At 56.3% G+C, this 21,686-nt stretch carries 16 protein-coding genes; 10 read left to right on the top strand and 6 right to left on the bottom strand.

The features are described 5' to 3' along the window. The first annotated feature begins 20 nt into the window (after window positions 1–20). Together ACKI5T_RS03400 and ACKI5T_RS03395 are read left to right on the top strand one after the other, a co-directional pair. Window positions 21–1,124 carry an MBL fold metallo-hydrolase gene (locus ACKI5T_RS03400; RefSeq protein ID WP_407435549.1) on the top strand — a complete coding sequence of 368 codons (1,104 nt, stop codon included), beginning with the start codon at window positions 21–23 and terminating at the stop codon, window positions 1,122–1,124. A 32-nt stretch (window positions 1,125–1,156) separates the two neighbouring features. Continuing rightward, complete coding sequence (locus ACKI5T_RS03395) at window positions 1,157–1,498, top strand: RamA family antibiotic efflux transcriptional regulator (RefSeq protein ID WP_174342364.1); 342 nt, start codon at window positions 1,157–1,159, stop codon at window positions 1,496–1,498. A 266-nt stretch (window positions 1,499–1,764) separates the two neighbouring features. On the opposite strand, the gene ACKI5T_RS03390 is transcribed toward ACKI5T_RS03395, so the two are convergent. Continuing rightward, window positions 1,765–3,909, bottom strand: coding sequence for a TonB-dependent siderophore receptor (locus tag ACKI5T_RS03390; protein ID WP_407435547.1), 2,145 nt, complete (start codon window positions 3,907–3,909; stop codon window positions 1,765–1,767). A 155-nt stretch (window positions 3,910–4,064) separates the two neighbouring features. On the opposite strand from ACKI5T_RS03390, the gene ACKI5T_RS03385 reads away from it, so the two are divergent. Continuing rightward, window positions 4,065–5,633, top strand: coding sequence for an alpha/beta hydrolase-fold protein (locus ACKI5T_RS03385; RefSeq protein ID WP_407435545.1), 1,569 nt, complete (start codon window positions 4,065–4,067; stop codon window positions 5,631–5,633). On the opposite strand, the gene ACKI5T_RS03380 is transcribed toward ACKI5T_RS03385, so the two are convergent. Further along, the gene (locus tag ACKI5T_RS03380) at window positions 5,619–5,867 is read right to left on the bottom strand and encodes a DUF1158 domain-containing protein (RefSeq protein WP_133630931.1); all 249 of its coding nucleotides are present in this window, start codon (window positions 5,865–5,867) and stop codon (window positions 5,619–5,621) included. The two genes, ACKI5T_RS03385 and ACKI5T_RS03380, sit on opposite strands and share 15 nt — an antisense overlap. Before the next feature lie 497 nt (window positions 5,868–6,364). Here ACKI5T_RS03380 and ACKI5T_RS03375 point away from each other — a divergent pair, with 497 nt between their 5' ends. The 3 genes from ACKI5T_RS03375 to ACKI5T_RS03365 all read left to right on the top strand — a co-directional run bounded on the left by ACKI5T_RS03375 (window position 6,365) and on the right by ACKI5T_RS03365 (window position 13,437). Then, a complete protein-coding gene (locus ACKI5T_RS03375; RefSeq protein ID WP_407435543.1) occupies window positions 6,365–9,058 on the top strand; it encodes a cation-transporting P-type ATPase in 2,694 nt (897 codons plus the stop codon). A 191-nt stretch (window positions 9,059–9,249) separates the two neighbouring features. Further along, window positions 9,250–10,329 carry an efflux RND transporter periplasmic adaptor subunit gene (locus ACKI5T_RS03370; RefSeq protein ID WP_407435541.1) on the top strand — a complete coding sequence of 360 codons (1,080 nt, stop codon included), beginning with the start codon at window positions 9,250–9,252 and terminating at the stop codon, window positions 10,327–10,329. 9 nt (window positions 10,330–10,338) lie between these two features. After that, window positions 10,339–13,437: an efflux RND transporter permease subunit gene (locus tag ACKI5T_RS03365; protein ID WP_407435539.1), complete on the top strand. Its 3,099-nt coding sequence runs from the start codon at window positions 10,339–10,341 to the stop codon at window positions 13,435–13,437. On the opposite strand, the gene ACKI5T_RS03360 is transcribed toward ACKI5T_RS03365, so the two are convergent. Together ACKI5T_RS03360 and ACKI5T_RS03355 are read right to left on the bottom strand one after the other, a co-directional pair. Then, the gene (locus ACKI5T_RS03360; RefSeq protein ID WP_407435537.1) at window positions 13,424–14,545 is read right to left on the bottom strand and encodes a YbdK family carboxylate-amine ligase; all 1,122 of its coding nucleotides are present in this window, start codon (window positions 14,543–14,545) and stop codon (window positions 13,424–13,426) included. The two genes, ACKI5T_RS03365 and ACKI5T_RS03360, sit on opposite strands and share 14 nt — an antisense overlap. Window positions 14,546–14,590: 45 nt before the next feature. Next, window positions 14,591–15,508 (bottom strand): LysR family transcriptional regulator, encoded by a 918-nt coding sequence (locus ACKI5T_RS03355; protein ID WP_407435535.1) that lies wholly within the window; start codon window positions 15,506–15,508, stop codon window positions 14,591–14,593. 125 nt (window positions 15,509–15,633) lie between these two features. Between ACKI5T_RS03355 and ACKI5T_RS03350 the strand changes: the two genes are divergently transcribed. From ACKI5T_RS03350 to ACKI5T_RS03335, 4 genes are all read left to right on the top strand, one after another. Beyond that, window positions 15,634–17,013, top strand: coding sequence for an MFS transporter (locus ACKI5T_RS03350; protein ID WP_407435533.1), 1,380 nt, complete (start codon window positions 15,634–15,636; stop codon window positions 17,011–17,013). Then, on the top strand, window positions 17,010–17,402 hold the full coding sequence (locus ACKI5T_RS03345; RefSeq protein WP_407435531.1) for a DUF4440 domain-containing protein: 393 nt from the start codon (window positions 17,010–17,012) through the stop codon (window positions 17,400–17,402). Before ACKI5T_RS03350 ends, ACKI5T_RS03345 begins: the two co-directional genes overlap by 4 nt. Before the next feature lie 153 nt (window positions 17,403–17,555). Further along, window positions 17,556–19,094 carry an EAL domain-containing protein gene (locus tag ACKI5T_RS03340; protein WP_407435529.1) on the top strand — a complete coding sequence of 513 codons (1,539 nt, stop codon included), beginning with the start codon at window positions 17,556–17,558 and terminating at the stop codon, window positions 19,092–19,094. A 62-nt stretch (window positions 19,095–19,156) separates the two neighbouring features. Further along, window positions 19,157–19,909, top strand: a complete 753-nt coding sequence (locus ACKI5T_RS03335) for a MipA/OmpV family protein (protein WP_407435527.1) — start codon at window positions 19,157–19,159, stop codon at window positions 19,907–19,909. Here the strand turns inward: ACKI5T_RS03335 and ACKI5T_RS03330 are convergent. Both ACKI5T_RS03330 and ACKI5T_RS03325 read right to left on the bottom strand, forming a co-directional pair. After that, complete coding sequence (locus ACKI5T_RS03330; RefSeq protein WP_407435525.1) at window positions 19,893–21,023, bottom strand: MFS transporter; 1,131 nt, start codon at window positions 21,021–21,023, stop codon at window positions 19,893–19,895. The two genes, ACKI5T_RS03335 and ACKI5T_RS03330, sit on opposite strands and share 17 nt — an antisense overlap. A 166-nt stretch (window positions 21,024–21,189) precedes the next feature. Then, window positions 21,190–21,681, bottom strand: coding sequence for a DMT family transporter (locus ACKI5T_RS03325; protein ID WP_407435523.1), 492 nt, complete (start codon window positions 21,679–21,681; stop codon window positions 21,190–21,192). Window positions 21,682–21,686: the final 5 nt, after the last annotated feature.

The raw sequence follows: 21,686 nt of genomic DNA, 5'->3' as shown, positions 1-21,686 counted from the left end.
GCGCGTAGTCGGGTCAGGATATGAAAAAGCCTCTTCTAATCAGCATGGTGTTTGTCATGATTATAGCGTCCGCGGCAAGTTTACCCTTTGTACTGAATGCCGGATTTGGCCAGCCGCCGCAGGGTGAGCAGCTTAGTGAAATTGAGGCTTCGCCGCATTATCGCGACGGGCAGTTCCATAACCAACTCCCGACGCCGGGCTACAGCGGCGACAAAAGCATGCTGGCGGCGTGGTGGGAATTTCTTGTCACCAAACGCGAAAACGCACGTCCTGCGCAACCGTTGCCGCTTGTCAACACCGATCTGGCCAGCCTGCCGCTGGAACAGGACACGCTGGTCTGGCTCGGCCACTCGTCCTGGTATTTACAGCTGGCGGGCAAACGCATCCTCATCGATCCGGTTTTCAGCAACTACGCGGCGCCGTTTTCGTTCCTGAACAAAGCCTTCGCCGGGGAATATCCGTGGCGTGCCGAAAACATGCCGGAAATCGACCTGCTGATGATTTCGCATGACCATTATGACCATCTCGATTACGCCACCCTAAAAGCGCTGATGCCCAAAGTGAAGCGCGTAGTAACGCCGCTTGGCGTGGGATCGCACCTGCGTTACTGGGGTATGGACGCATCAATAATTGACGAACGCGACTGGAATCAGACGGTACGCATTAACGATGACCTCATGATTCATGTGCTTCCGGCGCGTCATTTCTCCGGACGCGGGCTGAAGCGCAATCAGACGCTGTGGGCGAGCTTTATGTTCGTTACCCCTGAGCAGAAAATTTATTACAGCGGTGATTCCGGCTATGGCCCGCACTTCAAGGCCATCGGCGAGCAGTTTGGCGAGGTCGATCTGGCGATTATGGAAAACGGACAATACGACCAGGACTGGAAATACATTCATATGCTGCCCGAACAGACGGCGCAGGCCGCGGCGGACATCAACGCTAAAGCGGTGGTGCCGGGGCATTACGGGCGATTTGTGCTGGCGAAACACACCTGGAACGATCCGGTGATTCAGCTGACGCGCGCCAGTCAGGACAAAAATTATCGTTTGCTGACCCCTGAATTGGGTGAGCCTGTGCATGTTAATGATGCGACGCAGCAATTTCGTGAGTGGTGGGAATAATGATTAATCACGCAATAGAGGGGGAGAGCAGCATGACCATTTCCGCTCAGGTCATCGATACTATCGTCGAATGGATTGACGATAATCTTCATCAGCCGCTGCGCATTGAAGAGATCGCTCGCCACGCGGGGTATTCCAAATGGCATTTGCAGCGTCTGTTTATGCAATACAAAGGCGAAAGCCTGGGGCGTTATATTCGCGAGCGTAAATTGCTGCTAGCGGCGAAGGATCTGCGTGAATCGGATGAGCGGGTGTACGACATCTGTCTGCGCTACGGGTTTGATTCTCAGCAGACGTTTACCCGTATTTTCACGCGTACGTTCAACCAGCCGCCTGGCGCGTACCGCAAAGAAAATCATAGCCAGACGCACTGAAACGACCCCTCATCCCAAAGGGGTTAGGGGAAACAAATCCCTACTTCAAAGGACGAGGGGGTAAAGACCGCACCGACGATCCCCTCTCCCCAAAAGGGCGAGGGATAAAAGACCGCACCGACGATCCCCTCTCCCCAAAAGGGCGAGGGATAAAAGACCGCACCGACGATCCCCTCTCCCCAAAAGGGCGAGGGAATAAAAGGTCGCACCGACGATCCCCTCTCCCTTGGGGAGAGGGTTAGGGTGAGGGGCCCAGACCGCTCGCTTTACCAGCTGTAATTCACCGTTGCGGTCATCGTCCTGCCAATGCCGTAGAAGCACGCCGTATCGCTAGCGCACGACGCCACGTACTTTGTATCCGCCACGTTATTGACGTTGAACTGCACGCTCGCCCCTTTCAGGCTGCTGTTCAGTTCGCCCAACTGATAGCTCACCATCGCGTCATACAGATCCACCGATCCCACTTTGAAGGTATTTTTCGCATCGCCATAGCTGGTGCCGATGTAACGCATCCCCACGCCTGCGGTCAGGCTTTTCAGCGCGCCGCCAGGTACGGTGTAGCTCGCGAAAGCCGACGCCATATGCGTTGGGATACGCGCGGGCGTTTTACCTTCGGTTCCTGCCACCGTGGTGCTTTGGGTTTCTGCGTCGGTGTAGGTGTATGAGCCGATCAGGTTGATGCTGTCCATCAGCGTGGAGTGAATTTCTGCTTCCACCCCTTTCGAACGCACTTCACCCGCGTTTTCAAACCAGCCTTCGGCGCTGTTGTACGTCGCCACGTTGCTCTGGGTCAGATCGTACAGCGCCAGCGTCATCAGCGTGGAGTCGACCGGCTGATACTTCAAGCCAATTTCGGTTTGCTTACCGGTCGTCGGTTTAAACGGTGCCACGCCCGGCGCACGGTTAGTTTGCAGGCTGGGTTCAAACGACGTGCTATAGCTGATGTACGGCGACAGACCAAAATCAAAGGCGTACAGCAGACCGGTGCGCCAGGTGAATTTATTGTCGTTTTGCTGAGTTTGCGTGCCGCCGTCAAAATCGGTGGTGCGCACTTCGGTCCAGTCGTAGCGCCCGGAAACCAACCACTCCCAGTTATTCCAGTTCATTTGATCCTGCAGATACAGCCCCATCTGATCAAGATTTTGCTGTTCGTCGGTGGCGGTGCTGAAAGTACTTTCATCGACGTTAATGCCGTAAACCGGGTTCGTCCAGTCCAGGTTATATTTCGCGCCCATCCCGCGCTCCAGCAATTGCTTATCTTTCGACGTTTTGTAATCCAGACCGCCGAGCAGGATGTGATTGACATCGCCCGTCGCAAACAGGGATTCGAGCTGGTTATCAATGCCAAACTCATTGGTGGTGCGCTCTTCGTGCTGGGCGCGACGGGTCAGCACCGTGCTGTCCGCCGCGCTGTTCGCGTATACCAGATAGCGGTATTTCTGCTTGATGGACGCGTAACGCGCGTTCTGGCGGAAGGTGAGGTTATCGGCAAACTGGTGCTCCAGCTCGTAGCCGATCATGGTCTGCTCGCGCCAGGACTGGTTGTAATCCGGATCGCTGACGTTAAAGTCGCGCGGAATATAGCGGCCATTCGCGCTGGTCACCGTGCCGTACGCTGGCAGGAAGTTGCGATAACCGGCGTCGGGATCTTTCTGATAGCTTGTCAGCAGGGTAAAGCGCGTTTGATCGTTCGGATACCAGGTGATCGCCGGGGCAATCGCCATGCGCGTTTCTTTATAATCTTCTACCTGATTGTGCTGGGTGCGGGCGATACCGTTTACGCGATACAGCACGCGGCCGTCATCGCTCAGCGGCCCGCCAAAATCAAACGCGCCTTCCGCCAGATCGTGATTCCCGGTGCGGAATTGCACGTTGTGAATCGGCTCGCTGGTGGGGCGTTTGCTGGTCATGCTGATCAAGCCGCCTGGGTTAACCTGACCAAATAAGACGGACGCCGGGCCACGGACCAGCTCGACACGTTCGAGCAGCCATGGATCAACGGAACCGGTTTGTGACGACGCCGTCGCGCCAAAGCTCAGCCCGTCGAGGAACTTGGGCACGTAGCTAAAACCGCGCACAAACACCTCATCGTTACGGTTCGACGAGCCGCGATATTCAGTGAACACCCCTGCGGAATAGCGCAGCGCCTGGGACACCGACGTGACGTCCAGTTGCTCCATTTGGTCACGCGTGATCACGGAAACCGACTGCGGCGTTTTCACAATATCTGCGCTGGTTTTGGTGGCGGAGAGCGTTTTGGTCGCCACGATCCCTTTCACCGGCGCGGTTGGTTCTTCGCTGACGCCCTGCGTTACTACTATGGTTTCTTCTTTGGTTTGCGCCTGCGCGGCCACGCTAACGGTGGCCAGACTCAACAGCCAGAGTTGCATTATCTTATTCTTATTAAACATGTTAATTGAACTTCCTTGGTTGCTATCGCCATAAAATGCCTGATTTGAAGTGGCTAAAAATCAGGCATAACACCCTTTAACGGATAGGATGATATTGCAAATCATTCCCATTTGCATTAGCGTAAGTAACAAATTTTTACAGGAAGCGGGTGTGAATGAAGAGGGCATGGAGTGGGCTGTTATTAGGGATAAGTACGCTGCCAGCGCTGGCGGCGACGTGTGAACACCCTTCCATTCAGGGCGAGCAGCACGGGAAATTTGATGCCAGCGGCGAGGTCTGTTTTATCCTGCCCGCGCTCGGTGAAAACTATGTCTCCGCAACGCTGCACGGCGTGACGGATGCTCGTCTGCTGGACGGCAAAAACCGCCGTATCCGCACGCTGATTGAAAATGGCCCGGCGGATGGCGAGCACTCTCTGCTTTTTGCACTTCCTGTTCAGCAAAATACCTCGCTGGTGTTGCACGGCGAAGCGGGCAAGCCGTGGCATTTTCAGTGGCAAATGAAAGAAACCGCGCCGTTACCACGCACACAGATGATTGAGCCGGAAAGCCCGACGCTGCAAAAACTGGCTAAAACGATTGCTGCCGGTGGAAATACTGATGCGTTCTGGCAGGCGCAAATTCGGCAGGGAACGCCGATGGTGGAGCCGTTCGATGTTACCCATAAGCGCATCACGTTTTTATGGCGCGGTGCGCGCGATAACGTGTTTATTCTCGGATCGCCCGCGGGCGATCACGATCCGCTGTTCCGCCTGGGGAAAACCGACGTCTGGTTTCGCAGCTACGTTGTGCCGGCTGATACGCTGATGCAGTACAAACTTGCGCCAGATGTCCCGCGTATCGAAGGCAGCGCCCGCGATCAGCGCCGTGCCATTCTGGTCAGCGCGCAGGCCGATCCGCTTAACCCGCAAACCTTTGGCGATCAAAAAGCGGATCGCTGGAATCGTTATTCGCTGCTAGATCTCAGCCCCGTGCGCTACTGCTCCGCTGCGGCCGCCGCACAGCCGCTGGCTCACGGTTCGCTCACACGACACGCATTTACCAGCAAAATACTGGGCAACGCGCGGGAAGTGATGATTTACCAACCGCGTGGGACACCGCCCGCGCGCTGGACGCTGATCCTGTTCGACGGGCAGATTTACCAGGATGAATACCACTTTGCCAACGTGCTGGATGGGCTGATCGCCCGTCACCATGTGCCGCCGATTAACGTGGTCTTTATCGACAGTCTCGATCATGCCCGTCGCGGCAAAGAGCTTCCGCCCAATCCCGATTACGCCGACTTTATGGGGCAAGAGCTAATGCCGTGGCTGCGTGGACAGGGAATAGCGATGCAGCGTCAAAAAACGGTTCTGGCAGGTTCAAGCTACGGCGGCATTGCGTCGTCGTGGGTGGCGCTGCGCTACCCGCAGCTGTTTGGTAACGTTCTGAGTTTGTCCGGTTCGTACTGGTGGGCGCCGAAAGGCGAAGCGCCGGGATGGCTGACGCGTCAGTATGCGCAGTCCCCGCAGTATCCGATTCATTTCTGGTTGCAGGCTGGGCGATTCGAAACGACCGGGCCGGGCGGGGGGATCTATCGCAATACCGGGGCGTTCGAACAGGTATTGCGTGAGAAAGGCTATCGCGTGAGCTTCCATCCGTGGTCAAGCGGCCATGATTATGCGGCCTGGTGTGAAGCGCTAATCCACGGGATGCGTGATTTCAGCGGCTTACGCGGCCAGTGAAAACCAGCGGCGCCAGACGAATCGCAGCACAAAGAATTCTACGGCGCCGAGCAGTAAAAACCACAGGCAGAACACAATCGTGTAAAGCTGATTCAAATCCATCAGATGGAACTGTGCGACCAGTTTCTGCGCGACAGCCAGTCCAAAAGAGGGCGCGGGGAGCAGCAGGCAGGAGAGCAGTGCCATCAGCAAAATGCCTCCTGCCGTTAACAGTGACTCTAACGGGTGCTTCATATTAATGTTAATCATCAGTTAAAAAAGTTATTGTCCGGCATCTTGCAACGTAAAGCAATATCCACCCGGATTAACGCTTTCCGATAATAAACCCTGAATGACCCGTTAAATATTCGCGAATTAATTTAATTACGCCACCGCAATTAAATTACTCTGTCGTTATGTAAATTATTGTCACGCTCAGGCGAAGAATTTTACAAACGTATATGTGCTATACCCAATTAACGTCGCAATAACAATTGCAACAACGACATACAAAGCCAGACGCCGCGTGCTATTAATCCCAAACATGCTATCCCTCGTTTAGTTATCGTTTAGAAACATTTTGCAAAAATCATCTTATCGAAATAATGACCCACAGAATTTAATTACGCAACTGTCATTATATTGCGATGCTGAAAATAACTCTGCAAGCGTTAAAAAGAGTAAAAGTTGAATAATTAAAGCCAGAAAGGAATTCAGGCTTACGTCCACCGGATATTAAAGGAAATGTATCTATGACCAACAAAATGAACACCGAAAATCGGCCTTACCACCAGACGGTTGAGCAGGTTCTCGCAGAAAAAAAGAGTAACACCAATGGGTTGAGCCGTGATGAAGCTCAGGCTCGATTGCAGCAGTACGGCCCCAACGCGTTGCCAGAGAAAAAAGGCAAACCGGCATGGCTGCGTTTTCTGGCCCATTTTAACGATGTGCTGATTTATGTTCTGTTAGCGGCAGCATTATTAACCGCGCTCATGGGCCATTGGGTCGATACGCTGGTCATTTTAGGTGTGGCGGTGATCAACGCATTAATTGGCCATATTCAGGAAAGTAACGCCGAGAAATCACTACAAAGTATTCGAAATATGCTTTCGAGTGAAGCGCGGGTTATTCGAAATGGGGCACACGAAACCATTCAAACGACCGATATTGTCCCGGGCGATATTATTGTTCTGCGTGCGGGGGACCGAATTCCTGCCGATATGCGTCTCATTGAAGCGCATAATTTACGCGTAGAAGAAGCTATTCTGACCGGCGAATCCACGGTCGTGGATAAACATATTCTTCCCCTGACCGGTGAATTATCGCTGGGCGATCGCACCAACCTGGTCTTCTCCGGTACGACCGTGAGCGCAGGTGGCGGTGTGGGCGTAGTCATTGCCACCGGGCAAGACACCGAGCTTGGTCACATCAATCAGATGATGGCGGGCATCGAAAAGCACCGTACGCCGCTGCTGGTGCAGATGGACAAACTCGGCAAAGCGATATTCGCGCTGATTCTGGTAATGATGGCCGCGCTGTTTGTCTTCAGCATGCTGTTGCGTGATATTCCGCTGGGCGAGCTGCTGCTGTCCCTGATTAGCCTCGCGGTAGCGTCCGTTCCGGAAGGTCTTCCTGCGATTATCTCCATTATTTTGTCCCTCGGCGTGCAGGCGATGGCGAGCAAAAAGGCCATCATCCGCAAGCTGCCAACCGTGGAAACGCTGGGCGCGATGACCGTGGTCTGCTCCGATAAAACCGGCACGCTGACCATGAACGAAATGACCGTCAAAGCGATTATCACCGCTGACAGCTGCTATCGCGTCGAAGGGAATAGCTACGAGCCGGTGGGCGATATCTGTCTGGAGGGCAGCGACGAGCCGGTGCAAATCCAGCAGGGAACGGTGCTGGAGCACTATTTTCGCACCATTGATCTCTGCAACGACAGCCAGATGATGCAGGATGAGCGCGGCCTGTGGGGCATCACCGGCGGGCCGACCGAAGGCGCACTGAAAGTGCTGGCGGCGAAAGCGAATCTCGCACCTGTCGTGACCACGCTTATCGGTAAAATCCCGTTCGACTCGCAGTACAAGTACATGAGCACTCACTATCAGATTGGCAGTGAAGAGCAAATCCTTATCACCGGCGCGCCGGACGTGATTTTCGACCTGTGCGACCAGCAGCAAACCCGCACTGGTGCCGAAGCGTTTAACCGCGCGTACTGGGAAACCGAAATGGAGCGCTATGCGCGTCAGGGCCTGCGTATGGTTGCCGCGGCCTTTAAACCCGCACCAGCGGGGCAGCAGGCGCTGAGTCATGACGATCTGCAAAACGGTCTGATTTTCCTGGGTATCGCGGGGATGATGGATCCGCCGCGCCCGGAGGCTATCGACGCCATCCACGCCTGTCAGCAGGCCGGGATTCGCGTGAAGATGATCACTGGCGACCACCCGCAAACGGCGATGAGCATTGGTCAGATGCTGGGCATCACCAACAGCGCGCAGGCGGTGACGGGCTATGAGCTGGAGCACATGGACGATGCCGAGCTGGCAGAGGCGGCGGTGGAATATGACATTTTCGCCCGTACCAGCCCGGAGCATAAGCTGCGCCTCGTCAGGGCCTTGCAGCAGAAAGGTGAAATCGTCGGCATGACCGGAGATGGGGTGAACGATGCGCCGGCGTTGCGTCAGGCGGATGTCGGCATCGCCATGGGCATCAAAGGCACGGAAGTGACCAAAGAGGCCGCTGACATGGTGCTCACCGATGACAACTTTGCCACCATCGCCAGCGCGGTCAAAGAGGGGCGTCGCGTCTACGACAACCTGAAGAAAACCATTTTGTTCATCATGCCAACCAACCTGGCGCAGGGGTTGCTGATTGTGATTGCACTGCTGGCGGGAAATATCATTCCGCTGACGCCGGTGCTGATTCTGTGGATGAACATGGCGACCTCTGCCACGCTCTCCTTCGGCCTGGCCTTTGAAGCCGCCGAGCGCAACATCATGAAGCGTCCGCCGCGTCAGACCGGCCAGCACGTGATGGATGCCTTTGCGGTCTGGCGTGTGGCGTTCGTCGGTACGCTGATTGCGATTGCGGCGTTTGCCCTCGAAGCCTGGCTCGCCCCGCGCGGCCACAGCGCCGAGTTCATCCGCACCGTGCTGCTGCAAATGCTGGTGAGCGCGCAGTGGGTCTACATGATCAACTGCCGTAACACCAACGGTTTCTCTCTGAACCGGGGTCTGCTGGCGAACAAAGGGATTTGGCTGGTAACGGGCGTGCTGCTTCTGCTGCAACTGGCGATTATCTACCTGCCGTTTATGCAGATGCTGTTCGGCACCGAAGCGCTGCCGCTGCGCTACTGGGGCATTACGCTGGTGATTGCCGGGGCGATGTTCTTTATCGTCGAGATCGAGAAGCGACTGACGCGCCGGTTCCGTAAGGCTGCATAACCTTTGCCCTCACCCTAACCCTCTCCCACAGGGAGAGGGAACTCTGATCACACAGATGTGGAAGAGGGAACTCTGATCACACAGATGTGGAAGAGGGAACTCTAACCACGCTCACTGCGGAATGCGGGGATGTTAACCTCCCTCTCCCTCTGGGAGAGGGCCGGGGTGAGGGATTTCAACGAGGCACTTCCATGAAAACGACTTTCCTGCGCATCGCCACGGCCTGCGCGTTCCTGGCCTGCACCCTGCAAACCGCCGTGGCTGCGGCCATTCCGGTACGTGTCGCCACCGTTAATCAAACGGATCACGCCGCCGAACGCCAGATCCCTGGCCGCGTCGAGGCGATCCACACCGTTGAACTTCGCGCTCGCACGGAAGGGGTGATCACCCAGGTTCATTTCCGCGACGGGCAATACGTCCGACAAGGCGACGTCCTTTTTGAACTTGATGACGCTGAACCGCGCGCGGCGGTGCGACTGGCGCAGGCCGAAGTAAAGAGCGCTGAAGCCACGCTACGCCAGGCGCAGCAACAGCTCACGCGCTTTCAAAGCCTCGGCACCAGCAACGCCATCAGCCGACACGACGTCGATAACGCTCTGATGCAGCGTGACTTGGCACGCGCTGCGCTCGAACAGGCCAAAGCGCGCCTTGAGGCCCGCAACGTCACGCTCGGCTTTACCCGGATCACCGCACCCATCAGTGGACGGATGGGGCACAGCCAGTTCCACACCGGCAGTCTGGTCAATCCGGCAAGCGGTGTGCTGGTCGAGATCGTCCAGCTCGATCCGGTGCGTGTCGCCTTTGCTGTCGAAGAGGGCGTCTTTGCGGCGAAAGCTGGAGCACACGCGGATCTCAGCGCCATGAAAAGCGCGTGGCTGGCGCAAATAGCGAACGGCGACCAGCGGGTAAACGGCACGCTGACCTCGGTGGATAACCGCATCGATCCCCGCACCGCGAGCGTGATGCTTCGCGCCGAATTCGTCAACCCGCAGCATCGCCTGCTGCCTGGCGGCAACGTGAATGTGTTTCTGCGACCGCAGAACGAGCAGCAGATGCTGGTGATTCCGGCGGCCGCGGTTCAGCAAAACGACGGTGGTTTTTACGCCTGGGTCGTGAGCGATCGTGACAAGGCAGAAAAACGCGCGCTGACCCTCGGGGGGCAAATCGGCCAGCAGTTTATTGTGCAAAGCGGCGTAAAGCCGAATGAGCGCGTGGTCACTGACGGCGCGCAGCGCTTGCAGCCCGGTGTTGCCGTTCAGGTTGCGAAGTAAGGAGCTACTATGCTGACGTTTTTCATTAAACGCCCGCGTTTCGCCATGGTGATTGCGCTGGTGATCACCCTGCTTGGGGCTATCGCGCTGAAGCTGATCCCCGTGGAGCAATATCCGCAGATCACGCCGCCAGTGGTGAATGTCAGCGCGAGCTGGCCGGGCGCCAGTGCGGCTGATGTGGCGGAGGCCATCGCTACGCCGCTGGAGACGCAGATCAACGGCGTGGACCACATGCTGTATATGGAATCGACCAGTTCCGATGAAGGCGCGTACAGCCTGAATATCACTTTTGCGGCGGGAACCGACGCGGATTTGGCGGCGATCGACGTGCAAAACCGCGTGGCGCAGGCCGTGGCGCAACTGCCTGCCGATGCGCAGCAAAACGGCGTTCAGGTGCGCAAGCGCGCCACCAATCTGATGATGGGGGTAAGCCTTTACTCACCGGAACAAACCCATTCGCCGCTGTTTGTCAGTAACTACGCCAGCACGCAAATCCGCGAAGCGCTGGCGCGTCTGCCGGGCGTGGGTCAAGTGCAGATCTTTGGTGCACGTGATTTCAGCATGCGCATCTGGCTGCGTCCGGATCGCATGAATGCTCTGAACGTGACGACGGATGATATTTCGCAGGCGCTGCGCGAGCAGAACGTGCAGGGCGCGGCGGGGCAGGTCGGCACGCCGCCGGTGTTTAACGGTCAACAGCAAACGCTGACCATCAACGGGCTGGGGCGGCTGAACGAAGCCGACGCCTTTGGCGATATCATTATTCGCGCCGGAGAAATGGGGCAACTGGTGCGCCTGAAAGACGTCGCGAATATCGAGCTGGGTTCGCGCAGCTACAGTTCCGGCGCGCAGCTTAACGGCCATGATTCCGCCTATTTAGGCATCTATCCCACGCCGTCGGCCAACGCCTTGCGGGTGGCGGAAGCGGTGCGCGGCGAGCTTGAGCGCCTGTCCGCCCGTTTCCCGGCGGATCTTACCTATGAAGTGAAATTCGACACCACCGAGTTTGTGGCCGCCACTATCAAAGAGATTGGTGTCTCGCTGGCGCTGACGCTGCTGGCCGTGGTGGTGATTGTCTCTCTGTTCCTGCAAAGCTGGCGCGCGACGCTGATTGTCGCCATCGCGATCCCCGTGTCGCTCATCGGCACGTTCGCCGTGCTGTATGCGCTGGGCTATTCCGCCAACACGCTGAGCCTGTTTGCCATTATTCTGGCGCTGACGATGGTGGTGGATGATGCAATTGTGGTGGTCGAAAACGTCGAAACCCTGATGGCCGAAGGGCAAAGCCGGACGGCGGCCACCGCGCTTGCGCTGCGCCAGATTGCCGGACCGGTGATCGCCACCACGCTGGTGCTGCTGGCGGTGTTTATTCCGGTGGCGCTGCTGCCAGGTATTGTTGGCGAGCTGTACCGCCAGTTTGCGGTGACGCTTTCCACCGCCATGACGCTGTCGAGCGTGGTGGCGCTGACGCTGACGCCCGCGCTGTGCGCCATGTTGTTGCGCCCGCGTCCCGCGCGTCCGGCAGCGATTTTCCGTGGTTTTAATCGCGGTCTTGACGCCACGCGCGATGCTTACGCGCGTGGCGTCAACGTATTGAATCATCGGCCTTTGCTGGCGCTTATCGCCACCGCAGGCGCAGCGGCAGTGGTGGTTTTCAGCTTTACCGCCATGCCAAAAGCCTTCCTGCCGCAGGAAGACCAGGGCTATTTCTTTGCCAGCGTGCAGTTGCCGGAGGCCGCGTCTCTGGAGCGCACCGAAGCGGTGATGTCCACGGCGCGTCAGCTGATTGCGGCCAATCCGGCCGTGGCTGACGTGATTCAGGTGTCGGGTTTTAATCTTCTCAACGGTACCAGCGCCTCCAACGGCGGGTTTATCTCGGTGATGCTGAAAGACTGGAGCGAACGTCCGCCGCTGGATGAGGTGATGGGTACGCTGCAACGCCAGCTGTTGGCGCTGCCGGAAGCGACGATCATGACCTTTGCGCCACCAACGCTGCCTGGCCTGGGTAACGCGTCTGGATTTGATCTGCGTATTCAGGCGCAGGCGGGGCAAAGCCCGGCGGATCTTGAGCGCGTCACGCGTGAGGTTCTGGCGAAAGCCAACCAGCATCCGCAGCTCAGCCGGGTCTTCACCACCTGGAGCAGCAACGTGCCGCAGCTGACGCTGAGCGTGGATCGCGAGCGCGCCGCGCGTCTGGATGTGCCGGTTTCACGGATTTTCAGCAGTCTGCAAACGGCGTTTGGCGGCACACGCGCTGGAGATTTCAACATCAACAACCGGGTTTATCATGTGGTGATGCAAAACGAGATGCAGTGGCGTGAGCGCGCGGAGCAAATCAGCGAGCTTTACGTGCGCAGCAATAACGGCGAGCGGGTGCGTTTGAGCAATCTGGTGACGATTACGCCGACCGTTGGCGCGCCGTTTTTGCAGCAATACAACCAGTTCCCGTCCGTTTCGGTCAGCGGGTCTGCCGCGCCGGGCGTGAGCAGCAGCACCGCCATGGCGGCGATGGGCCAGTTGCTGGTCGATAATCTGCCAGCAGGTTATGACTACGCGTGGAGCGGAATGTCGTATCAGGAGCAGCAGACGGGCAATCAGGCGGTCTGGATCGTGCTGGCGGCGGTGGTGATGGCGTGGCTGTTTCTCGTTGCCCAGTATGAAAGCTGGACGCTGCCCGCGAGCGTCATGCTCTCGGTGCTGTTCGCCATCGGCGGTGCGCTGACGTGGCTATGGATGGCCGGATATGCCAACGACGTTTACGTGCAGATTGGACTGGTACTGCTGATTGCGCTGGCGGCGAAAAATGCCATTCTGATTGTTGAGTTCGCCCGTGCACGGCGTCATGAAGGGATGGCGATTGTCGATGCGGCACGCGAAGGGGCGTCGCGCCGTTTCCGCGCGGTGATGATGACCGCCGTGTCGTTTATTATCGGCGTTCTGCCAATGATGCTGGCAACCGGGGCAGGTGCGCAGAGCCGCCGCATCATCGGCACCACGGTGTTCAGCGGCATGCTGGTGGCCATCGTGGTGGGGATCGTCTTTATCCCGGCGCTGTTTGTTCTGTTCCAGCGCCTGCGCGAGTGGGGGCATCGGCTTACGGGTGAGTAGCCCACAGTTCACAGTGCTTTTGCACCAGCGAGATGAGCGAGCCGCCGTCGGCGATAAAGTCCCGCATCCGCTGGGCTTCACTTTTGCCCTGTTTTAACATCAGGGCAATTTCGGCAATCGCGCTTGCGCCCCCCAGCTTTTCGGCGGAGGGCGCAACGCGATCCAGCAGCCATTTCATATCCTCGGCAATGGTTTTCTGTTCGCCGGTATTCACGTCGGTGAGCAGCCCGTCTAAACCGTAGCGACACGCCTGGAAACGGTTGAATTTATACAGCAAATAATCTTGCTCCTGGTGCTTGTAAGGACGCTCGGTCAGCAGCCAGTGCGCGGTCGCCTGAATCAGTCCGGCAATATTAACGGCGTGCGCCAGCGTCAGCGGTGTGTCCATCACCCGCACTTCGACGGTACCAAAATGCGGGCTGGGGCGAATATCCCAGTGCACGTCTTTGATGGTGTCGATCATGCTGGTGTAGCTCAGGCGGCGGAACAATCCTTCGAACCCTTGCCAGTTGCTCACCCACGGCATTTTGCCGTTATCCGGGAACCCCGAGAAGATGTTGAGCCGCGACGAGGCAAACTTCGTATCGCTGCCCTGCATATACGGTGACGAGGCCGACAGGGCAATAAAATGGGGAACGAAGCGCGACAGGCCGTGCAGCAAATAGATGGCGTCATCGCCGTTTCGACAGCCTACGTGCACGTGCTGACCAAACACCGTCGCCTGCAAAATGAGATAACCGAACAGCTCCAGATTGTGATTGTACCGCTCATCGTCACACACTTCCTGACGCTGCCACTTCTGGAACGGGTGCGTCCCGCCGCCCGCAATCTGAATATGCTGATCGCCCGCCGCACGCAGGATCGCCTGCTGCATGGCAGAAAACTGCGCCGCCGCCTGGTCGATGTTGTGACAAACCCCGGTGGCGATTTCGAGCATGCTTTCGGTGATATCGTGTTTGACCTCACCGGCTTTGATGTCGTTTTTGACGGCGGCAATCAGCGCCGAAGAGTCCTGGCTGAGATCGTAGCCCGGCGGGTTAACCACCTGCAGTTCGAGTTCAATGCCCAGAGTGAACGGATCGGAAGAGTGGAAGTCGGGTAATGGCATAGCGCGCTCCGTTGAGTGGGATGCTTTGAGTATAGGCGCTGCCCTTTATTTCTCATTCGGTTGCGCCATATTCACGCGGCTATGCAAAAAGTCGATAAACGTTCTCACCTTTTCAGGGACATGGCGGGTGTTGGGGTAAAGCGCATAAATGCCCTGGCGGGGGAAAACGTGATCCGGCAGTACCCGGCGCAACGTGCCTTTTGCCAGTTCATCTTGCACGAGCCACGAAGGAAGCAGCGCCACCCCGGCATGATTAAGCGAAAACGCCAGCAGCGTGGCGGCGCTGTCGGCCATGATCGTCACGGGCTGGTGGGCGGCAAACATCACGTGGTGGCCGTCAGGCGTCAAGACCTGCCAGTTTAACGGCGTGGACAGGCGGCTGTGCGCAATCCACTTTGCATTGGCAAGTTGCTCTAACGTGTTGATGCCTTTTTCGCCGAGCGAGTCCAGGTAGGCGGGCGATGCGACAGGGTAAATATCGAACTGATCGATAAGTCTGGCGTGATGAGTCGAGTCAGCCAGTTGGCCGAGTCGGATCGCCACATCAAAGCGGCCGGAAATAAGATTGTCACTTTTTGATGAGGAGACGTGCTGGATGCGCAGGTGAGGATACTGAGCCGCAAACGCCGCCAGCGCGGGCACCACCACACGCGCGCCGTATTCCGGCGTCGTGGTAATGCGCAGTAACCCGCTTAATCCGCCGTGATCGCTTCGGACTTCGTCTAACACACGCTCTGCATCCTGAAGCAACTGCTGGCAGCGATGATAAAACCGTTCACCCGCATCCGTCGTCGCCACATGGCGGGTGCTTCGCGTCAGCAATGAAACCCCAAGCTCCTGCTCCAGCTGTTTAATGTTGAAGCTCACCACGGCTTTGGTCAGCCCCAGCGTTTGCGCCGCACCGGTGAAACTTCCGGCGTCTACCACCGCCACATACATCCCAAGACGCTGCATGTTGATCATGTTGTTGCCCGTTCTGCTCAGTCAATTGTCAAAAATACGTTGACAGTGTAACCCGCAAACGTGGATTTTTCCCGTTGCGTCATGCGCCTATACTGCGCGGCCTGGCTGTTTTGAGTGAGAATGAAATGACGTATCGCGCACGTGTTGCCAGCATTTATTTGCTGGGATTCTTTGTCGATCTGGTGAATATGTTTATCGCCAGCGTGGCGTATCCTGAAATAGGTCGGCAATTTGACGCCCCCGTCAGCCAGCTGGCGTGGATCAGTAACAGTTATATTTTGGGCCTCACGCTGGTGATTCCGCTGAGCAGCTGGCTGGCAAAACGTATTGGGACGAGGCGTTTGCTGATGTTCTCTTTGCTGGTGTTCATTATTGCGACCTGCGGCGTCAGTGCGTCATTCTCGGTTCCTCAGCTTATTGCGTGGCGAGGCGTGCAGGGGATGGGCGGCGGGTTGTTGATACCCATTGGTCAGACGATGACTTACGCGCTGTACCGCAGCCATGAACGGGCAAAACTGTCATCCGCCGTGATGTTAGTGGCGCTGCTGGCGCCCGCGCTCTCGCCCGCCATCGGCGGTCTCTTCGTTGACAGCCTGAGCTGGCGATGGGTGTTTCTGGTAAGTTTACCGTTCGCCGTGGTGGCGTTGATGCTGGCCAGATGCTGGCTTAAACCCGATGCCCCTGCCGAAAAAGGTGTACGGCTGGATCTGTCCGGTCTGGCGAGCGCCAGCGTGGCGCTAACGTTGATTCTTATCGGGCTGACCGTGTTGGGCGAATCGCATCATGCACAACTGGGTGCGGTGCTGTTGTTAATCGGCATTGTCGTCATGGGCGGGTATGTGCGTGGCGCGATGAAAAAATCCAGTCCATTGCTCAACCTGCGGCTGATTAAGGAACCTCTGTTCCGGACCTCAATGCTGATTTATCAGTTCGTTCCGGGTATTTTTACTGGGGTGAATTTGATCGCCATGTTTTACCTGCAGAACCAGTTGGGCATGTCAGCCGCGAAGGTAGGCGCGATGATGCTCCCGTGGGCGTTGGCGTCTTTCGTAGCGATAACGTTGACGGGGAAGATCTTCAACGTTCTGGGGCCACGTCCGCTGTTTATCACCGGTTGCCTGATACACAGTGTGGGCGTGGGACTGCTGGCGCTGATAGGCCACACCGCGTATACCCTGGTGGCGGTGCTCGCGTTCATCTTGATGGGATTCGGCAGCAGCTTGTGCAGCAGTACGGCGCAAAGTGCCGCATTTATTCGGATGGCCAACGAGGATCTGGCCGATGCCAGCGCGTTGTGGAACATTAACCGCCAACTGAGTTTCTGCCTGGGCGTGACGCTCATCAGCCTGCTGTTTAATGTGATTGCAGATACCGGGTTGCCCGCAGACCAGGCCTGGCATTTGAGCTTTGTGTTAGCGGCTTGTAGCGCGGTGATTCCGCTGTTGTGCTGTTTGCGCATCGCGAACAAAACCATTATTTTCACCCTTAATCAGGAACAAAGATGAATCGTTATTTTAAAGAAGTATTGGATACGCATGAGCTGATCCGCGCCTGGCTGGGCAATGCCGAAACGCCTGTTGAGACATGCGATGATTTATTATCGCGTTTTAGTCAGGACTTCTCGATGGTTCCTCCGAGTGGCGTATTTTTCGATTTTAATGCGTTAAACCGTTTCTTCCGCGCGCAGCTGGGCGCACGCGCCGGGTTAACTATTGAGATTGTCGATCTGCAAATTATCGCAGAAAGCGAAAGGGGAGCGACGGTCACCTATACGGAACGACAGATAATACCCGGGCAAAACACAACGCAACGTTTTGCGACGGCGGTGTTTGACATCAGTCCGGATGGGCGTGTGATGTGGCGACACTTGCACGAAACCTTTTATTCAGCATGAGATCGGATGCACCGCTTTTATTAATAAATGTCCGCCTTCGTTAGAAAATTCTACCTGGAGCATGGTTATTTTTTATTTTGTCGACCATGCTCAATATAATTATAAATCAGACACTTTCGACGTCCTCGTCTCTCTCATTCCCAGGACATATCAATGCGCAAGGCACTTATCCCCCTCGCTGTGGCCGTGGCAATGTTTCTGTTGGGTGTTTTTATTATTAATACGCAGATTTGGTATTCGGCACGCGTAGACAGCCTGGCGGGCGCTCGCTATGCGGTCAAAAACATGAATAGCATTCTTGACGAAGCCCGCCATGCGACCCGCACGGCGATGCTGCTGGCTGACAACGAGTGCGATGTGGAAGGCCAGTACCGGCTGGGCACCGAGGCGGCGTTGCAACCGCATCTTAGAACCATCGTCATTCTCAAAAAGGATGCGGTCTGGTGTTCCTCTCTGCCAGGCAACCGTATCTTGCTGGTGAACAGCGCAGCGCTGCCGAAATCTTCACTCCTTCTTGTGCCTGCGCGAAGCACGGTCAATGACCGCCCGGTGCTGATTTACCAAACGGAATATGCCGGAAGCCGCATTATGATCAGCATGAGCGACAGTCATATTCGGGACGCAATGGATATCCCGTTAAACGGCATTTTGTATTCAATAAAAGTGGGCAAGAATATTTTGGGTATGACGGGTGATGTCGAGACTGTTAACGATGCCCACCGTGCTGATTTAAGCGTGCAGGCGACCGACTTTCCTTACAGCATTGATTTCGACTCGCCGCCGTTATTCAGCCTGAAAAAATTAATCGACGGAGCCGGAGGGGTGTTACTTTTTTTAATGCTTATTTCTGGTCTCTCCGCTTACCTGCTGGACAAATACCTGAATAAAAATACGCTGCCGGAAGAGTCTCTTCGCCGGGCCATCTTCAGAAAGGAGATCGTTCCCTTTTATCAACCTATCGTGAATGGCAAAGAGGGCACGTTGCGCGGAGTCGAAGTGCTGGCTCGCTGGAAACATCCGCAGGGCGGGTATATTTCGCCGGCCTCCTTTATTCCGGTGGCAGAAAAAACAGGACTGATCGTGCCGCTCACGCAGAGCTTGATGGCGCAGGTCTCGGCTCATATGAATGCCATTGCCAGTAAATTACCCGAAGGGTTTCACATCGGAATTAATTTCAGCGCGTCGCATATTGCCGCGCCTTCCTTCGTGGAAGAGTGCCTGAAATATAAAGACAGTTTTATCCGGCCTGATTTGAATCTGGTGATTGAGGTGACGGAACGTGAGCCGCTGGATATTAATGAGCATCTTGTCCAGACCCTGAATATCCTCCATGAAAATGGCTTTGCGATTGCGCTGGACGATTTCGGTACCGGGTATTCCGGGATCTCTTACCTTTATGATCTGAATATCGATTACATCAAAATTGATCGCAGTTTTGTGGGCCGCGTGAACGCCCATGAGGATTCGACTCGAATCCTGGATTCCGTGCTCGATCTCGCGCGTAAACTTAAAATAAGTATTGTTGCCGAGGGCGTCGAAACGCAGGAGCAGCTGGAATATCTCAACCGCAATAACATCGCCTTTATGCAGGGATTCTACTTCTTCAAGCCCGTGCCCTTTACGGAGCTGATTATGATCCTATTGTCCAAACCCCGAGTGAAAGTGGAGGTTGAATCATCAGCCTCTTTATAACCATCGCGTTGCACCCGCGTGATCGAATCGCTTGCGCGCATACCACCAAAAGGGCGGCTCGAATGCTGATAAAAGAGAAAACGCATGTGGGCATGTGTGTCGCGACGGCTTTGGTGGTGTTCACGCCGGGAACGGTTGGGGCGGTATCGCTGGGCCTGGAGGGCGGGAGCTACGGCACGCCGTACAACGATCGCCACGCAGAAAACTGGGTGCTGCCGTATGTCGGCCTGGAGTATAAACCGTTTTACATTGATGGCACGGAGATGGGGTTCACGCTGGTTGACGACCCGGTCAACACGCTGAAGCTCAAGGTCTGGTATCTCGACGTGCAATACGACGCGTCTCAAGGGCGCACCGCCGCGCTGCGCCGTTTGAACAACCGCCACAGCAGCATGCTGGCGGGCGCAAGTTATCTTCTGACGACGCCCGTTGGCGGTTTTGAGACCACGCTTGGCGTCGATGCGCTAAATCAGAGCAAAGGTGTCACCGCGAATTTTTCGTGGATAGTCATGAAGCAGTGGGGCGGCGTTACGCTGGTGCCCATCGCGGGCGTGGACTGGAACAACGGGCAGCAAAACCGCTATTACTATGGCGTCTCGGATGATGAAGCGTCGGCATCAGGGTTATCCGCCTGGCGGCCTCACAGCAGCGCCACTCCGTTTGTTTCGCTGGCGGCTAACTATAACTGGCAAAAAAACTGGAATACCTGGGCTGAAGTGACGGGGCGTTTTTACTCGTCCACCATTACCGATAGCCCAATGGTCAACAAAGACGCGATTGCCGAGCTAACCGTCGGTTTTAGCTACGACTTTTGAGCGGGCCGGAGAGGCTCAGCAGCGCAAAAACAAGACACAGCGCGCCGGTCAGCCAGGGCAGGCCATGCAGTGAAAACGTCATCGCGAAACCACCCAACAGCGGCCCAGCCAGCGCGCCTGCGCCCCAGGCCACCGACATCGCTGCGTAAATTCCCGCCAGTTGACCGCCTTTGAACCGTTCGCCCACCCAGGTAATCGCGACGGTATAGATCCCCACGAAAATCCCGCCCCAGATAAACAGCATGACGTAAGAGAGCAGGTGGAACGCGAGAATATGCGGCCAGACAAACGCCAGCGCAGCGGCGATAAAGGCCAGCGTGGTCATCAGCCTGAGCCGATCGACTCTGTCGGCCAGCCAGCCGATAGGCAGCTGTAAAATGATGGCGCCAAACATCAGCACCGAAATCAACAGCGCGGAGGCGGACTCGCTCCAGCCCAACTTGATGGCGTATAACGAAAGAAAATTCATTCCCAGCACTTCCACCGCGGCATTCAGCACCGTGGCCATTACCGGAAGCGCGGCCAGTTTCAGGCTGTTACGCAGCGATTCGGGATTCTCTTCGTGCCCTTCGACGCGGGGCATCCCGGAAGCGCAAATGAAAACGATAGCGAGTGCAGCCAGAACGCTGGCGACGTAAAAGGCGAGATTCCCGTCGCTGCCGGTCCACGCCAGAATCAGCGGTCCGGTGGCAAATCCGAGCGACATACCGGCGGTGTAGAGCGCCAGCACTTTTCCTCTGGCGCGTTCAACCGTGCTGCTGTTAAGCCAGGTTTCGGTCTGCACCATGATGATTTCGCTAAACAGACCCAGCCCCATTCGCAGCAAAAACCACATCGGGAACGAGACGACGCCGAACAGCACAAAAATAAGCGCTATGGCGCAGAGCGACACCACAATGAGCGTAAGAGGACGGAATCGCCGGAACAAGGCGGGTAAAAACGGCGCAATCAGAAACACCCCGACGGCGTGCATAGCGGCATTAAAGCCGATCACGCTCTCACTTACCCCGGCGTTGAGCAGCTTAAAGGCGATCAACGGGGAGCTGAGTCCGTAGGTCAGGCTAAAAACCGTGACCGAAAAGATCACGGCGATCAGACGTTTATTCACTAACATAAGCCGGATTCGCCGTTTTATCAGAAAGGCTGTTGGCCAACGGTCATCAATCAGTTGCGGTTTAAAATGCTGTCACCAACCACGTCTGCTTTCACTTTATTTTCGTCTCGGGTATACCCGTTTCTTCATTGTAGAGTTCTATTTATTAATTGCCTGTAAAACGTGATTATTCGTTCGTCGCGGTGTGGCGGAGTGACTTTTTAGTCGGCGCTGTTTTGGCCTTGCTGCTGGCGTAAATAAAGCACAGCGCGAGGCCCAGGCACACAATAGCCCCCAGACGGCTCATCGAAAATGGAATCGATGGATTGTGCAGCCAGCCAAAGTTATCGATAAGCATACTCATGGTTAACTGCCCGAATATCACCGCGACGGTGGCGACCGCAGCCCCAATGCGCTGCACGGCGAGCACCATGATGACAATGTACGGTACACCGAACATCGCCCCCAATAGCTGCCATTTAGGCACGTCCAGCAGGCTGATCGCGTGGGGAGACTCGAAGAAGAAAATCAGCAGCCCGGTAATCAACGCCCCGACGGAAAACGTCAGAAATGCACTCTTGAACACCCCAACTCGACTGCCCAACTGCCCATTGATGGCGGCCTGAATGCTGAGCGTCGCGCCGCCGATGACGGCCAAAATAATCATGATAATAGTCATAGGTT

The sequence above is a fragment of the Lelliottia sp. genome, assembly GCF_045627565.1.
In the GTDB taxonomy this organism is placed as follows: domain Bacteria; phylum Pseudomonadota; class Gammaproteobacteria; order Enterobacterales; family Enterobacteriaceae; genus Enterobacter.
Note: the sequence above shows the minus strand (reverse complement) of the source record. Positions and strands in the feature narration are given on the sequence as shown.

Excerpts from the sequence above, each read along its gene's own strand:
- ACKI5T_RS03330 (WP_407435525.1), bottom strand. The coding sequence starts at position 21,023 with ATGTTAGTGAATAAACGTCTGATCGCCGTGATCTTTTCGGTCACGGTT.
- ACKI5T_RS03390 (WP_407435547.1), bottom strand. The coding sequence starts at position 3,909 with ATGTTTAATAAGAATAAGATAATGCAACTCTGGCTGTTGAGTCTGGCC.
- ACKI5T_RS03355 (WP_407435535.1), bottom strand. The coding sequence starts at position 15,508 with ATGATCAACATGCAGCGTCTTGGGATGTATGTGGCGGTGGTAGACGCC.
- ACKI5T_RS03375 (WP_407435543.1), top strand. The coding sequence starts at position 6,365 with ATGACCAACAAAATGAACACCGAAAATCGGCCTTACCACCAGACGGTT.
- ACKI5T_RS03380 (WP_133630931.1), bottom strand. The coding sequence starts at position 5,867 with ATGAAGCACCCGTTAGAGTCACTGTTAACGGCAGGAGGCATTTTGCTG.
- ACKI5T_RS03360 (WP_407435537.1), bottom strand. The coding sequence starts at position 14,545 with ATGCCATTACCCGACTTCCACTCTTCCGATCCGTTCACTCTGGGCATT.
- ACKI5T_RS03345 (WP_407435531.1), top strand. The coding sequence starts at position 17,010 with ATGAATCGTTATTTTAAAGAAGTATTGGATACGCATGAGCTGATCCGC.
- ACKI5T_RS03335 (WP_407435527.1), top strand. The coding sequence starts at position 19,157 with ATGCTGATAAAAGAGAAAACGCATGTGGGCATGTGTGTCGCGACGGCT.
- ACKI5T_RS03325 (WP_407435523.1), bottom strand. The coding sequence starts at position 21,681 with ATGACTATTATCATGATTATTTTGGCCGTCATCGGCGGCGCGACGCTC.
- ACKI5T_RS03400 (WP_407435549.1), top strand. The coding sequence starts at position 21 with ATGAAAAAGCCTCTTCTAATCAGCATGGTGTTTGTCATGATTATAGCG.
- ACKI5T_RS03370 (WP_407435541.1), top strand. The coding sequence starts at position 9,250 with ATGAAAACGACTTTCCTGCGCATCGCCACGGCCTGCGCGTTCCTGGCC.
- ACKI5T_RS03350 (WP_407435533.1), top strand. The coding sequence starts at position 15,634 with ATGACGTATCGCGCACGTGTTGCCAGCATTTATTTGCTGGGATTCTTT.
- ACKI5T_RS03340 (WP_407435529.1), top strand. The coding sequence starts at position 17,556 with ATGCGCAAGGCACTTATCCCCCTCGCTGTGGCCGTGGCAATGTTTCTG.
- ACKI5T_RS03385 (WP_407435545.1), top strand. The coding sequence starts at position 4,065 with ATGAAGAGGGCATGGAGTGGGCTGTTATTAGGGATAAGTACGCTGCCA.
- ACKI5T_RS03395 (WP_174342364.1), top strand. The coding sequence starts at position 1,157 with ATGACCATTTCCGCTCAGGTCATCGATACTATCGTCGAATGGATTGAC.
- ACKI5T_RS03365 (WP_407435539.1), top strand. The coding sequence starts at position 10,339 with ATGCTGACGTTTTTCATTAAACGCCCGCGTTTCGCCATGGTGATTGCG.